This is a genomic window from Thermosynechococcus sp. PKX95, from assembly GCF_031583295.1.
Classification (GTDB): Bacteria; Cyanobacteriota; Cyanobacteriia; order Thermosynechococcales; family Thermosynechococcaceae; genus Thermosynechococcus.
In genome coordinates, this window is the sequence record NZ_CP134171.1 from 2,510,525 (window position 1) to 2,523,691 (window position 13,167).

Sequence of the window (13,167 nt, forward strand, 5' to 3'; positions counted from 1 at the left end):
GAACTTCAATGAAACGTTGGCAGGGTTGGTTACTTGTGATCCTGCTCGTCATTCTCCTGTGGCTAGCGGTGTCCCCCAGTAGCCCTGCCATGATTCGCACCATTGAAGAGGCTCCCAATCAAGTGGTGGTGCAGTCGCGGCATCAGTTGCGCGATAATCGTGGCTTCACGTGGCAGGTGATTCTCTTTTCCCGTCGTGACCAGTTGCAATTACGCTTGGTGGGGTTTCCCGAGCAGTACCACTTTCGCCATCTCGATCCCTTGGTGCTGATCACATCGAGCGGTCAAACCCTCACAGCCGTAGATGACTTTCCCAAGGCAGACTCCGTTGCCAATGTGGGACAGTTTGACCTGTTGCCCCTTGTACCGCGCTTGCCCCAGAGTGAACCCTTGGTACTGCGTCCGCCCCTAGAGGAGCAGGGGATTGAGATTGCTGTGCCTGCGGCTGTGGTAATTGAATGGCACGCTCTGATGGAGGGAGTCTAGGAACGGGGGCTGATGGGCGTAGGTGTCCCAAGGGCAAGGAGTAGGGCTTGGGCTTTGCTCAGGGATTCTTGCCATTCCCGCTCTGGATCACTGTCGGCCACAATACCGGCGCCCACTTGCCCCCAAGTCGTCTGGCGATCGCCCGCCACCAAAAGAGTACGGATGAGGATATTCAAGTCCAAATGCCCCCGCTGATCCCAGTAGCCACAGGAACCGTAGAACAAATTGCGGGGAAAGGGTTCCAAATCGGCCAAAATCGCCATGCAGCGTACCTTGGGACAGCCGGTAATCGTGCCACCGGGAAAGAGGGCACGGATCACATCCACAGGAGACAGCCCCGGCTGCAACGTGCCGCGAACATTGCTCACCAAGTGAATCACATGGCTGTAGTACTCCAGCGTTAGGAGTTCATCCACCACCACACTGCCCCACTGGCACACTCGCCCCAAGTCATTGCGCTCTAAATCCACGAGCATCATGTGTTCTGCCTGTTCCTTGGTATTGCTGAGGAGTTCCTCGGCGTAGGCGCGATCGCCCGCTGGGGTTTGGCCGCGCGGACGGGTACCAGCAATGGGTCGGGTTTGCACCCTATCTCCCTGCACTTGCACCAAGCGTTCCGGTGAGCAACTGACAATGTAGCCCCAAGGGGTCTGCCAAAAACTGGCAAAGGGAGACGGGTTAATCTGCTGCAGCCGCAGGTATTGTTGCCAAGGATCAACGCGCCCGTAATGGCAAAAGCGGGCCGACAGATTGGCCTGAAAAATATCCCCGGCACGAATATGGCGGAGAATCTGCCGCACCGCTGCTTGGTAGGTATCGGGTTGCCAGCCAGCGGCTAGTTCAATGCTGCCGGCGCGATCGGGTAGGGGCAGATGAAGGGCAGGGGACGTTTGCTCTAGGCTCTGTTGGAGAAGGGTTAACTCTGCCTCGGTGGAAGCTGCTAGATAGAGGAGATCTTCTTGATGATCTAAAACCGCGAAGGCTTGGGGTTCATACCAAAAGGCCACTGGAAAAGGGAGAGGATCAGGCTTCAGAGGCGGCAGGGCTTCAATTTCCCACGCCAACTCATACCCCAGCCATCCCAACCAGCCACCAGTAAAGGGCAGATGGCGCACCGCTTCAGGAACCGCTTCACATTGGGGAAAGCTGTGTAGCGTCGGCAGGACTTGACCCAAGGAGAGTGGCCACTGGCGATCGCGCCGTGGTGACCCCGCACAAATGGAGTAGCGCGCTTGGGGAGTCGGGGCTTGGGCTGGGCTTTCCAGTAAAACGGCAATTGGCTCAGTCAAAAACAATTGCTGAAAAATAGCGCGACCCGTGCGACGCCGCAGCGGCAAACAGCACCATAGCCACGGCTGACAGGGGAACATCAATGGTGTGTCACCCCCAACCAACCCAAACGAACCAACCAAAATAACCCCATGCCCCCCAGAGCCAACCAATCTCGCCGCTGCAGTCGCAGATGGTGCCAGGGATTATCGTAGGTTCCCGGTTCTTGAAAGCCCCGCACCTGCATGGCACAGGCCACCTGTTCTGCCCGCAGGAGTAAATTGTCCAACAGCCGTACTGCTAAGGTGAGCCACAACTTGATGCTGCCCTTAATGCCCACCAGTCGCCAATTGATGGCACGCGTCCGCACTGAGCGGCTCAGGTTTTGCACCTCTTCTAAAACCAAGGGAATAAACCGCAGCGACAGCGTCAAGGTCAGGGCAATTTCGGCCACTGGCAGCTTAAAGCGTTTCAGGGGCTGCATCAGATTTTCCAAGCCAGCGGTGACTTCTTCTGGGGCAGTGGTCAGCAAAAACAGATGCGTGCTGTAAAGGAGCGTAAACAGGAGGGTACTCAGGCGTAACCCCAAATCCAGCGATCGCTGGGAGACTTGCAGATGAATTGGAAACTGACCCACTTGGGCACGAAACTGCCACAGGATATAACTGTAACTCGTGGGCGGAGCGGTGGCTTCCAAAGGACGGCGGGGTTGATAGGTGACCGCCATCCCATCCGGCATCAAAGCCGTGATGACTAGAATTAAACTCCCCACCAAGAGGAGCCACAGCAGTTGCCGCCGCCACACCCGTGCGGGAATCCCCCCTAGGAGGGTCAGGAGAATTAAACTGACCACTAGCCCCAACCGCCAACTGACATCCGCCAAAATAGGTGCCAACAGAAACGTCATCAACCATGCCAACTTAACCCGCGGATCAAGGCGGTGCAGCCAAGTCACCGGTTGTTCAAGGTATAGCCCCAAAGGGAGCGATCGCAGGAGATCCATGGAAAATAACTAGTTCTTCTTCAGTTCCCGCCGCAGGGCTTCCAACTCTGGATCGTAGGCAGGGGTGCTGCTGGGTGACAGTTGCGGGTTGGCCAATTCTGCCTTCAGCCGTGCCAAATCGTCATCCACACTGCCGGCTTCGAGGGCGGCAAACTTGGCTTCGAGGGTATCGCTATTGAGTTCAGCCACGGCTTGGGAGCGAGCCTCCATTTCCTGAACCCGTTCCTCCATGCGCTCAAAGGCGGCCATGGGGGCATTGGTGTTGAGGCTGCTAAAGGTTTGTTGCAGTTGCTCTGAGGCCTTGGCTGCCCGTGCCCGTGCCACCAGCATTTCTTTGCGGGTTTTCGCTTCCGCGATTTTGCTTTCAAGCTGCTGCATTTGTTTTTTGAGGGCTTCCACTTGGGTCACGGACTGCTCCAATTGCCCTTTGAGAGCCATGGCTGCATTCAGTGCTGTTTTTTTGCGACTCAAGGCCTCAAGCGCTAGTTGCTCATCCCCATGTTGCAGGGCAATTTTGGCACGGCGCTCCCACTCAGCCGCCTGCTGTTGATGTTGGTTGAACTGTTGCTCTAACCGCTTTTGGGAGGCGATCGCTTGGGCGACGGCTTGCCGCAGGGTCACCAGATTGTCCTGCATTTCAATCATGGTCTGCTCAAGGATTTTTTCGGGATCTTCAGCAGCACCCACCAGCGCATTGAGCCAACTGCGAACCACACGGCTGACGCGATCAAACAGTCCCACAGCGTTATCTCCCTATTGGTTCCTTATCTATAGCAGTATGCCACTTTCCTTAGACCCTTTGGCCACGAGTTCCAAAAACGGTCGCTGCCCTAGGCTTAAACTATAGTAAAATCATCAGAACCCTGATCCTACTTTTAGTGATGTCTGCTTCTTCGGGGCAACCTTCAGACGCCTTTGATAAACACGGTTTTCTCAGTCGCTACGCCCCAGCCATCATTAATCAAAATAGAGCTGATCAAATGCTGGCAGACTATGCCAAAGGGCGGCGTGACTTTCGGCGATTGGATTTGCGCGGTGTCAACCTAGAAGATGTGAATTTGGCAGGGGCCGATCTCAGTGGCTCGGATTTAAGCAATGCCACACTGACCAACGTGGATTTGACCAATGCCAAGCTGATTGAAGTTAAGCTGATCAATGCTGAACTGACGGCTGTGCAATTGCGCCAAGCCAACCTGAGTCGCGCCAACCTGCGGGGTGCCACACTGACCTACACGTCTTTAGCCACGGCAACCCTGCGGGGAACAGTCCTGCCCAATGGCCGCTTGTCCGATTAGCTAAAGCTGGTGCAAAAAAGCTTGCAGCCGTTGCCAAAAGCGCTCCATCTCCGCTGGTGTGCCAATGGTGACCCGAATGCCGCTAGCGATCGCCCGTACAAGAGTCCCCTGACGCCGCAAGGCATCACACAGGGGCTGGGTGTATTGCGGTTCCTGCAAGCGGAAAAAGAGGAAATTGGCCACACTCGGCCATACCCGCAGTTGGGGGCAACCCTGAAGCCGTTCATAGAGGCGCTCCCGCTCCGCTAGCACCGTGGGAATCTCTGCCAGCAACGCCGGCCGATGGTCAAGGGCAACCTGCGCCGCCACTTGAGAAAACGTAGGCAGGTTATAGGGCAGACGAACCTTTTCTAAAACCGCAATCACCTCGGCATTGCCAATGGCGTAGCCCACCCGATGGGCGGCGAGTCGAAAGGCTTTGGAAAACGTACGCAGAATCAACCAGTTGGGATGCGCTGCCAAGTCCCCCACCAGTGTCTTGCCCGAAAATTCAAAATAGGCCTCATCAATCACCACTAAAATGTCCTCAGGAAGCTGCCGTAGCCAGTCCACCTCCGCTGCGGTTAGGGGGTTCCCTGTTGGGGAGTTGGGTTGCAGCATAAAGAGAACGCGCACGGGGGGAGCCGCTTGGGCAATGAGGGTATTGGCTTCAGCAATTTGCACGGCAAAGGTGTCAGGATCGCGGGGCGATCGCTGGACGGGAATCCCTAGGGTTTGGGCGAGGATCCCGTATATGGAAAATGTCGGTTCTGCCACTAGGATAGAACCGTAGCCCCCGATCGCAGTGGCCAGTAAAATCGAGCGAATTAGCTCATCGGAGCCGTTGCCAACCGCAATTTGGTGTGGGGAGATCTCCGTTGGGCTGTGTTCACTGACATAGCGAGCGATCGCCTGCCGCAGCGGCCAATGATGACTGTCAGGATAGCGATGACTGGCGAGGGTGCTGACATACTGTTGAGCTAACGCCTCCTTAAGGGCAGTGGGCAAATCCCACGGAAACTCATTGGTATCGAGGTAATCCAGTTCTAGGGGTAGGGAGTCACTGCTGGGGGTGGAGTAGGCGCGGAGGTTGCTCAGTTCTGGACGAAGAAACGTCGCCATGCCAAGACGGTATAAAGGGATTCAACTATAATAGCACTGAGCTTTTTGCCTTAATTTGCTGCCAGCCCTGACACTAAATCTTCATCTTTTGATTACGTAGAGGCGAATGTTCCTATGGCGCGTACCGACTTCAAAGATTACTACCAAATCCTCGGGGTCAGCAAAAATGCCACGGATGCCGAAATTCGGCAAGCCTTTCGCCGCCTCGCGCGCAAGTATCACCCCGACTTAAATCCGGGGGACAAAGAGGCAGAAGCTCGTTTCAAGGAAATTAACGAAGCCCACGAAGTGCTCTCAGATCCGGAAAAGCGACGCAAATACGATCAATTTGGTCAGTATTGGCAACAGGCCAGTGCGGCGGGTGCTGGTGGCTTTAATGTCAATATTGGTGACTTTGGCGCTGACTTTAGTCAGTTTAGCAGCTTTGAAGACTTTATCAACGAGTTGCTGGGGCGATTTGCCACTGGCACCACCACAGGGCGTACCCGCACTTGGAGCAGCGCTGGCTTTGATTCATCGCCATTTGGGAGCACCGATATTGATTTAGAGGTACAAATTAGTTTCCAAGAGGCCTTTGAGGGGTGCCAAAAAACCTTCAAGATTGGCAATGAACAGGTGACTGTGACGATTCCCGCTGGCATTAAACCAGGAACGAAGTTACGACTGCGGGGGAAAGGTCAATATAACCCCTACACCCAACAGCGAGGGGATTTATATCTCGCGGTACAGGTGGCGCCCCATCCCCTCTTCCGCTTTGAAGAGGATCAATTGGTGATTGATTTGCCAATCACGCCGGATGAAGCTGCCTTGGGTGCTCAAGTCACGGTACCGACGCCCTCTGGGACTGTGGTTTTGAATGTGCCCCCTGGTACGCGATCTGGGCAATCGCTGCGGTTGCGGGGCAAAGGGTGGCGCAGTAGTAGCGGCATTACTGGCGATCTCTTGGCCAAGGTGCAAATTGTGCCCCCCAAATCCCTGAGTGCCCAAGAAAAAGAACTCTACGAAAAGTTGCGATCGCTGCGCACCTTTAACCCCCGTGCCCATTGGCCGCTCTAAGTTAGGGAAATTGCCGCGATTTTACAGCTTGGCAGTAGCTCTTAAGGGCAGCGATCGCCTGAGTGCCCAAGTCGGCATACACCTTAGCAAAGGGGGGCACCTGTGGACTCAAGCCCAAAACATCTGCCGTCACCAACACCTGACCATTACAGTAGGGGCCTGCGCCAATTCCAATCGTGGGAATTTCCAGCTTGGCAGTAATCTGCTGTGCCAAATCCGCAGGAATATGCTCCAAAATCACGGCAAAGGCTCCTGCTTCGGCCAGAGCAAGGGCATCTGCGAGAATTGCTTCTGCCCCCTGTGGCGTCTTCCCCTGTTGTCGCCATCCCCCCAACTGATGCACCCGCTGCGGCAACAGACCCACATGACCCAGCACCGGGATGCCGGCCTCCACTAAGCGCCGCGTTGCTGCCTGCACCACTGGAGAGGCACCTTCCATTTTCACTGCTTGGACGTCTGCTTCTTTGACTAAACGCCCCGCTGAGCGCAGGGCCTGTTCGGGGCTTTCGTGGTAGCTCAAAAAGGGCAGGTCACACACGAGGAAACTGTGGCTGACGCCCCGCCGCACCGCCTGCGCATGGTGAATCATCTGATCAAGGGTCACCGGCAACGTGGTTTGATAGCCAAGGGCAACCATACCAAGGGAATCCCCGACAAGGATCACATCCACCCCCGCCGCATCCAATAGCCGCGCCCACAGATAATCCCAAGCCGTGAGCATGGTAATTGGCTCTCCCTGCTGTTTTTTTTGCTGGAGTTGGGGTAATGTGACGGGGCGACGCACCATAGTCAAATCCACGAGCTTCGTATCCCCATCCTCTAAAGGAACGCTCAAAACGTCAATTTAGCCACAGGCATAGAGTCTAGTGATATGATTGGGGCGCGATGTTAGCCACAATACGCATGTCTTTGCCTGCCTTTGTCGAAGCCCTATTAACCCCTGCTGCGTACCCCCATGCAGTGACCTCTCCCATTCAATTGCTGCAAACGCATATTTCCTACGTATTTCTGACGGGGGACTATGCCTATAAGGTGAAAAAGCCGGCGGATTTTGGCTTTTTGAACTTTACAACCCTAGAAAAGCGGCTATTTTACTGTCGGGAAGAGTTACGGCTGAATCGCCGTTTGGCGTCAGATCTCTACTTGGCGGTGGTGCCCATTGTGGCGGTAGGCGATCGCTATTTTGTGGCGGATCCCCAAGACTTACCTGCGGGAGCTGAGGTGATTGACTATGCCGTGCAAATGCGGCAATTTGATCAGTCGCAACTGTTTTCGCACCTCTTTGCAGCCAACCAAGTCACCCCCCACCTAATTGAATCCCTCGGTAAAGAACTGGCTCACTTTCACCGCACGGCTGCCACCAGTCCCCACATTAGTGAATTTGGCTCCCCGCGGGCGATCGCCCAAGTGATTAACAATTGCCATGCCTTGGCGGCTCAGTTTGTCGGTCGCTGTCAATCCCCAGAGCAGTACGCGGCGATTCAGGCTTTTACCGATGACTTTCTGACCCGGCATCAGGAGTGGTTGGTGCAGCGGCAAGCCGCAGGCAAAATCCGCGAATGCCATGGGGATCTGCACCTGAACAATATCTGCCTGTACAACGGCAGGGTGCAAATTTTCGACTGCATTGAGTTCAACGAAGAATTTCGCAATATTGATGGCATCTATGACGCCGCCTTTTTGCTGATGGATCTAGAGTTTCGGGGTCGCGGGGACTTGGCCAATCTCTTCCTCAATACCTACTTGGAGTGGAGTGGGGACTACGCTGGGGCGGTGCTGTTGCCCCTTTACCTTTGCATCAGAGCCTATATTCGCGGCAATGTGAACGCCTTGGCCCTCAACGATCCCGCCATTAGCGAGGCCGAAAAGGCACAGATTCAAGCCACGGCTGCGGCCTACTATGAGGCGGCCTATCGCTACACCCAACCACGTCAAGCCAAGCTCTATGTCATGTGCGGTCTCTCTGGGGCAGGCAAAAGCACACGGGGACGGGGTCTCGCCCAAGCCGAGCAAGCCATTCAAATCCGCTCCGATGCCGTGCGTAAGCACTTGGCGGGCATCCCCCTTGACCGCCGCAGCAGTGATTTCCCGCAGGTCGATCTCTATTCTGAGGCCATGACCCAAAAAACCTATAATCAGCTCTTGGCCTATGCAGAATTGTTGCTGCGTCAAGGACAAACGGTGATTTTGGATGCCAAGTACGATCGCGTGGCGCTGCGCCAACCCGTGATTGCTTTAGCTGAGAAATTGCAGGTGCCCTTGGAGATTCACTTCTGTAATGCACCGCCTGAGGAACTGCGCCGTCGTCTGAGCGATCGCCAAGGGGATATTGCCGAGGCCACGCCCGATCTCATTGCTGCCCAAGTGGCGAGTTTTGAATCCTTTTTGCCTGAGGAGGAACCCTATGTTCGCCATGTGTGTGACTAGGACGAGCGCGACTGATAATAGGAACAGTGCACTAGGACGGGTCTGATGTATCACATTGGTTTACTGGGGTTGGGCACTGTTGGTGGCGGTGTGGCGCAAATTTTGGCGGATCCAGCGGGGCGCCACCCGCTGATCAAGGAACTGGCGATCGCCCAAGTGGGGGTACGGGATATCCATAAGCCCCGTGCTGTTGCCCTTGATCCCAAGCTCCTGACCACTGACTTAGAACGCATTGTGACTCATCCTGAGATTGACATTGTGGTGGAAGTCCTCGGCGGCATTGAACCGGCGCGATCGCTCATCCTCAAAGCCATTGCCCACGGCAAGCACATTGTCACCGCCAACAAGGCCGTCATTGCCCGCCATGGTGCTGAAATTTTTGATGCGGCCAATGCCCAAGGGGTCTATGTGATGCTCGAAGCGGCCGTGGCCGGTGGTATTCCTGTCATTCAAGCCCTGAAACAGAGCCTAGGTGCCAATCGTATCCACAGTGTCAGCGGCATTCTCAATGGCACCACCAACTACATCCTGACCCGCATGCAGCAGGAACAGGGGGATTTTGCCCCCATCCTTGCCGATGCCCAACGCCTAGGGTATGCCGAAGCCGATCCCAGTGCTGACATTGAGGGATGGGATGCCGCGGATAAAATTGCCATTCTGGCCAGCCTTGCCTTTGGGGGGCGGATTCGCCGCGAGGAAGTGTATTGCGAGGGCATTCGTGGGATCACGGCGGTAGATATTGCCTATGCGGAAAAACTCGGATTTCGCATTAAACTGCTGGCGATCGCCCGCCAGCTCAGTGGCCAGCCCCTAGAGGTGCGCGTTCATCCGACGCTCGTGCCCCTTGAGCACCCCCTTGCCGGCGTCAATGGCGTCTTTAATGCCATTCTCCTAGAGGCAGAGCCTTTGGGACAGGTGATGTTCTATGGTCCCGGTGCCGGTGCAGGGGCAACCGCCAGTGCCGTCGTGGCGGATTTAATCAACATTGCCGCCCTTCTCCCCCAAGGACGTGCCAGCCATCCCTTGCTCACCTGCCAGCACGATCAGTTTATGCCGCTGCTACCGATGGCGGAGGTGGATAGTCGTTTCTATGCCCGTGTCCATGCCCAAGATCATCCGGGAGTCCTAGGGAAACTGGGTACCTGTTTTGGCAACCACAATGTTAGCTTGGAATCCCTTGTGCAAATTGGCAGCCACAATGAACTGGCAGAAATTGTGATTGTCACCCACCATGTGCGCGAAGGGGAGTTTCGTCAAGCTATGGCCGAGATTGCCCAAATGACCGATATTGAAGCCGTGCCCTCGATTTTGCGCGTCCTCGGCACCTCCTAGGGATTGGGCTTGATCCCTGTTTTCCGCTCCAAAATTTCCTTAACCACGAGCGTCACAAGCGCTAGCAAGCCAAGGATCACCGCTGCCGCATAGGCGGACTCCGTATTGTAGTTTTTGTAGGCATCCTCCACAAAGAGGGGCAGGGTTTGCGTCAGACCCGCCACATTGCCAGAGACCACTGCCACAGCGCCAAACTCCCCCATCGCTCGCGCATTGGTCAACAAGACCCCATAGAGCAGCCCCCAGCGGATATTGGGCAGGGTGACTCGCCAAAAGGTTTGCCACTCATTGGCGCCTAGGGTTTTTGCGGCTTCCTCCTGCTCGGTGCCGATTTCTTCTAGAACAGGGATGACTTCTCGCGCCACAAAGGGCAAACTCACAAAGGCTGTTGCCAGCACCATCCCCGGAAAAGAGAAAATAACGCGAATATCTAAAGCTTGCAGCCAGCCCCCGAACCAGCCATTGCGGCCATAGACCAGTACCAGCATCAGTCCGGCAACAACGGGGGAGATGGAAAAAGGTAGGTCAATAATGCTCAGTAAAAGGGTGCGTCCCGCAAAGCGATGGCGGGCGATCGCCCAAGCGGCACAGAGACCAAAGATCGTGTTTAAGGGCACCACCACCAAGGCAAGGGCAAACGTCAGCCACACCGCATGCAGAAAATCCGGCTCCAGCAAATTTTCCAGAAAGGGCATGACTCCCTTGTGAAAGGCTTGGAAAAGGACATTGGCCGCCGGCAGCAAAAGCACAAGGGCTAAGTAGGCGATGGCAATGACAATCAAAAGGGCATGGAGCCATGGCTTTTCTTGGGTGGGCGAGGGTTTAACGCTCCGCATAGCGCCGCCCCCACGCTTGCAGCAGATTAATCAGAAATAAAATCGCTAGGGATACCAAGAGCATCACCGTACCAATAATGGTTGCTGCCTCATAGTCATACTGCTCTAAGCTCTGAAACACCAGCACTGAGGCAATCAAGTCCCGAAAAGGAGTGTTGGAGGAAATAATCACAATTGAGCCAAATTCCCCCACTGCCCGTGAGAAGCCTAGGGCAACGCCTGTGAGAATAGCGGGCATCAAAGGTGGCAAAATCACTCGCCAAAAGGTCTGCCCATGGGTAGCACCCAGCGACCATGCTGCCTCCTCCACATCCTTTTCCATTTCAGTGAGGACGGGCTGCACCGTGCGAATCACAAAGGGTAAGGAAATAAAGAGCATCGCCACCGCCACCCCCCAGCGGCTGAAGGCAATTCTGATTCCGAAGGGCGCTAGTAAGCTACCAATCCAGCCATTTTCGCTATAGACCGTTGCGAGGGTGAGACCCGCCACCGCCGTTGGCAATGCAAAAGGTAGATCCACGACAGCATCAAAGAAGCGCTTCCCCGGAAAGGAATAGCGCACCAGCACCCAAGCAATCAGGGTACCAAAGACGCCATTGATCAGCGCTGCGATGAGGGCAGTCACAAACGTGACTTCATAGGCCGAGAGGGCGATCGCCCGCGTTGCCACCTGCCAAAAATGCAGTGGCCCAGCACTACTGGCACGGCTCAAGAGGGCAGCAATGGGTACAGCCAGCATCACGAGTAAGTAAAAGACCGTGATTCTCCAAACCCAAGGAAACTGCCAGCGCTGTTTCTGAGGAGAGAGTGACGGCGAAATGGGGTGGGTAGCGGTCATCAGGCTTGATTCTCCTGCTGAATTTGATCAAACAGGGCGCCATTAGCGAAAAATTGGGCTTGCACCTTCTCCCAGCCCCCTAAATCTGCCACGGTAAAGAGGGTGGGCACGGGTGGAAACGTCTGCTGATGAGCGGCAAGGACGGTGGCATCCACGGGTCGAAAACCATATTGGGCAAAGATCTCCTGAGCTTGGGGAGTATAGAGAAAGTCAATATAGGCCTGTGCTACCTCCCGTGTGCCATGTTTATCCACGTATTGATCCACAAGGGCGATCGGGTTTTCAATCAGGATATTCACAGGAGGAAGGATATAGGAAAGGGTCTTGCCCTTTTGGCGAGCCAAGATCACTTCATTTTCATAGTTGATCAGGGCATCCCCCTGTCCCTGTTTCAAAAAGGCATCAGTGGCTTCACGACTATCGCGGGGGAGAGCAGCCACATGGCGAAAGGCTTCAGTCACAAACTGCCGCGCCTGATCAAACGTTCCCCCTGTTTCCGTGACCGATCCCCACAGCGCAAGGAAGTTCCAGCGAGCCGCGCCAGAGGTTTTGGGATCGGCAGTCACAAATGTCACCCCCTCACGGGTGAGATCCTGCCATGTTTGCAGATTTTTCGGGTTGCCGTCACGGGTAATCAGGGCACCGACAGAAGTGGTGACAATGCTGTTGTGGGGGGCTTGGCTAGCCCAATCGGGGCGAATTAACCCTGCTTTGGCAATGCGATCGACATCTAAAGCAAGGGACAAGTGGACAATATCGGCTTCTAGGCCATCAATCACCGCCCGTGACTGACTGCCCGAGGGACCATAACTCGTTCGGAAGCGCACTTTTTGTTGATGTTCCTGTTCCCATTGAGCAGCAAACAGGGGCATAATAGCCTCGTGCGCTTTTTTAGTGACCGAGAACGAAGAAAGCGTTAGATTCACCTGAGCAGGGCGACCATCGGGCAGAGTGGCCTGAAATTGACAAGCAGCGGTGAGACCACTGAGACCTACCGCTAGTAAGAACAAGCTCAACCAAACCCTAAAACGCCGCCAATTGACCATTCTGCCATCAATCTACGATAAATCGGTCGGAATACTGATGTGTAATCCATCTTAGCAGAAGGGGCGGCGATTCTGACTGGAATTCTTAAAACGTGATCAGCACCCCACTCGGATTCGCGGGAATCACATACTGCGGTTGATTGCGATGGGGCTTTTTGCGGTGATGGCGCGATCGCGGGGAGGCTGGCGGAACACTAACCACTCTTGGCTGTACCACATACACGGGTTGTGTTTGAGGGGTAGGCACCACATAGACGGGTTGGCTAGAGGGACTGGGCACCACATACACCGGCTGACGGGAACCACCAAGATTCACGTTGACATTCAGTTGAGCCGCGGCGGTATCCACAAAGGAAAGAACCGCCAAACCAGTCAAGGACGATAGGCCAACGACTTGAAGTGTCTTCAACATCGTCAACTCCTCCACAGAAAAAACGTACTGCGGGGTCTGACGCTTAAGGAGCAGGGTGGGTTCCGAT

General features: G+C 55.1%; 14 protein-coding genes. 5 read left to right on the forward strand and 9 right to left on the reverse strand.

The window, feature by feature from the left end; translation table 11 throughout:
* Positions 1-8: 8 nt before the first annotated feature.
* Positions 9-485, forward strand: coding sequence for a DUF3122 domain-containing protein (locus RHH81_RS12305; protein ID WP_310438617.1), 477 nt, complete (start codon positions 9-11; stop codon positions 483-485).
* Here RHH81_RS12305 and RHH81_RS12310 read toward each other — a convergent pair.
* The 3 genes from RHH81_RS12310 to RHH81_RS12320 are packed head-to-tail and all read right to left on the reverse strand — an operon-like array spanning position 482 to position 3,498.
* A complete protein-coding gene (locus RHH81_RS12310) occupies positions 482-1,957 on the reverse strand; it encodes an anthranilate synthase component I (protein ID WP_399379008.1) in 1,476 nt (491 codons plus the stop codon). The genes RHH81_RS12305 and RHH81_RS12310 overlap by 4 nt on opposite strands.
* Positions 1,855-2,757 (reverse strand): energy-coupling factor transporter transmembrane protein EcfT, encoded by a 903-nt coding sequence (locus RHH81_RS12315; RefSeq protein ID WP_206200416.1) that lies wholly within the window; start codon positions 2,755-2,757, stop codon positions 1,855-1,857. Before RHH81_RS12315 ends, RHH81_RS12310 begins: the two co-directional genes overlap by 103 nt.
* A 9-nt stretch (positions 2,758-2,766) precedes the next feature.
* Positions 2,767-3,498 carry a PspA/IM30 family protein gene (locus tag RHH81_RS12320; protein WP_302678449.1) on the reverse strand — a complete coding sequence of 244 codons (732 nt, stop codon included), beginning with the start codon at positions 3,496-3,498 and terminating at the stop codon, positions 2,767-2,769.
* 140 nt (positions 3,499-3,638) lie between these two features.
* Here RHH81_RS12320 and RHH81_RS12325 point away from each other — a divergent pair, with 140 nt between their 5' ends.
* On the forward strand, positions 3,639-4,052 hold the full coding sequence (locus tag RHH81_RS12325) for a pentapeptide repeat-containing protein (protein WP_302678450.1): 414 nt from the start codon (positions 3,639-3,641) through the stop codon (positions 4,050-4,052).
* On the opposite strand, the gene RHH81_RS12330 is transcribed toward RHH81_RS12325, so the two are convergent.
* A complete protein-coding gene (locus RHH81_RS12330) occupies positions 4,053-5,153 on the reverse strand; it encodes a histidinol-phosphate transaminase (RefSeq protein WP_302677376.1) in 1,101 nt (366 codons plus the stop codon).
* Between the two features lie 114 nt (positions 5,154-5,267).
* Here RHH81_RS12330 and RHH81_RS12335 point away from each other — a divergent pair, with 114 nt between their 5' ends.
* A complete protein-coding gene (locus RHH81_RS12335) occupies positions 5,268-6,209 on the forward strand; it encodes a DnaJ C-terminal domain-containing protein (protein WP_206200420.1) in 942 nt (313 codons plus the stop codon).
* A 1-nt stretch (position 6,210) separates the two neighbouring features.
* Here the strand turns inward: RHH81_RS12335 and panB are convergent, their stop codons facing one another.
* Complete coding sequence (gene panB / locus RHH81_RS12340) at positions 6,211-6,996, reverse strand: 3-methyl-2-oxobutanoate hydroxymethyltransferase (RefSeq protein WP_206200421.1); 786 nt, start codon at positions 6,994-6,996, stop codon at positions 6,211-6,213.
* Positions 6,997-7,112: 116 nt separating this feature from the next.
* Here panB and RHH81_RS12345 point away from each other — a divergent pair, with 116 nt between their 5' ends.
* A complete protein-coding gene (locus RHH81_RS12345) occupies positions 7,113-8,636 on the forward strand; it encodes an AAA family ATPase (RefSeq protein ID WP_310743123.1) in 1,524 nt (507 codons plus the stop codon).
* 45 nt (positions 8,637-8,681) lie between these two features.
* Positions 8,682-9,968, forward strand: a complete 1,287-nt coding sequence (locus RHH81_RS12350) for a homoserine dehydrogenase (protein WP_255521468.1) — start codon at positions 8,682-8,684, stop codon at positions 9,966-9,968.
* Here RHH81_RS12350 and cysW read toward each other — a convergent pair.
* The 4 genes from cysW to RHH81_RS12370 form a co-directional block, all read right to left on the reverse strand.
* The gene (cysW, locus tag RHH81_RS12355) at positions 9,965-10,804 is read right to left on the reverse strand and encodes a sulfate ABC transporter permease subunit CysW (protein ID WP_206200423.1); all 840 of its coding nucleotides are present in this window, start codon (positions 10,802-10,804) and stop codon (positions 9,965-9,967) included. The genes RHH81_RS12350 and cysW overlap by 4 nt on opposite strands.
* Positions 10,791-11,642, reverse strand: a complete 852-nt coding sequence (gene cysT / locus RHH81_RS12360) for a sulfate ABC transporter permease subunit CysT (RefSeq protein ID WP_206200424.1) — start codon at positions 11,640-11,642, stop codon at positions 10,791-10,793. The genes cysW and cysT overlap by 14 nt, the downstream gene beginning before the upstream one ends.
* Positions 11,642-12,658, reverse strand: a complete 1,017-nt coding sequence (locus tag RHH81_RS12365) for a sulfate ABC transporter substrate-binding protein (RefSeq protein ID WP_255521469.1) — start codon at positions 12,656-12,658, stop codon at positions 11,642-11,644. Before RHH81_RS12365 ends, cysT begins: the two co-directional genes overlap by 1 nt.
* A gap of 115 nt (positions 12,659-12,773) precedes the next feature.
* Positions 12,774-13,100: a hypothetical protein gene (locus tag RHH81_RS12370; protein ID WP_190278112.1), complete on the reverse strand. Its 327-nt coding sequence runs from the start codon at positions 13,098-13,100 to the stop codon at positions 12,774-12,776.
* Between the last annotated feature and the right edge of the window lie 67 nt (positions 13,101-13,167).

Coding starts and splice junctions, on each gene's coding strand:
- RHH81_RS12305 (WP_310438617.1), top strand. CDS start 9: ATGAAACGTTGGCAGGGTTGGTTACTTGTGATCCTGCTCGTCATTCTC.
- RHH81_RS12315 (WP_206200416.1), bottom strand. CDS start 2,757: ATGGATCTCCTGCGATCGCTCCCTTTGGGGCTATACCTTGAACAACCG.
- RHH81_RS12325 (WP_302678450.1), top strand. CDS start 3,639: ATGTCTGCTTCTTCGGGGCAACCTTCAGACGCCTTTGATAAACACGGT.
- RHH81_RS12330 (WP_302677376.1), bottom strand. CDS start 5,153: ATGGCGACGTTTCTTCGTCCAGAACTGAGCAACCTCCGCGCCTACTCC.
- RHH81_RS12335 (WP_206200420.1), top strand. CDS start 5,268: ATGGCGCGTACCGACTTCAAAGATTACTACCAAATCCTCGGGGTCAGC.
- panB (WP_206200421.1), bottom strand. CDS start 6,996: ATGGTGCGTCGCCCCGTCACATTACCCCAACTCCAGCAAAAAAAACAG.
- RHH81_RS12345 (WP_310743123.1), top strand. CDS start 7,113: ATGTCTTTGCCTGCCTTTGTCGAAGCCCTATTAACCCCTGCTGCGTAC.
- RHH81_RS12350 (WP_255521468.1), top strand. CDS start 8,682: ATGTATCACATTGGTTTACTGGGGTTGGGCACTGTTGGTGGCGGTGTG.
- cysW (WP_206200423.1), bottom strand. CDS start 10,804: ATGCGGAGCGTTAAACCCTCGCCCACCCAAGAAAAGCCATGGCTCCAT.
- cysT (WP_206200424.1), bottom strand. CDS start 11,642: ATGACCGCTACCCACCCCATTTCGCCGTCACTCTCTCCTCAGAAACAG.
- RHH81_RS12370 (WP_190278112.1), bottom strand. CDS start 13,100: ATGTTGAAGACACTTCAAGTCGTTGGCCTATCGTCCTTGACTGGTTTG.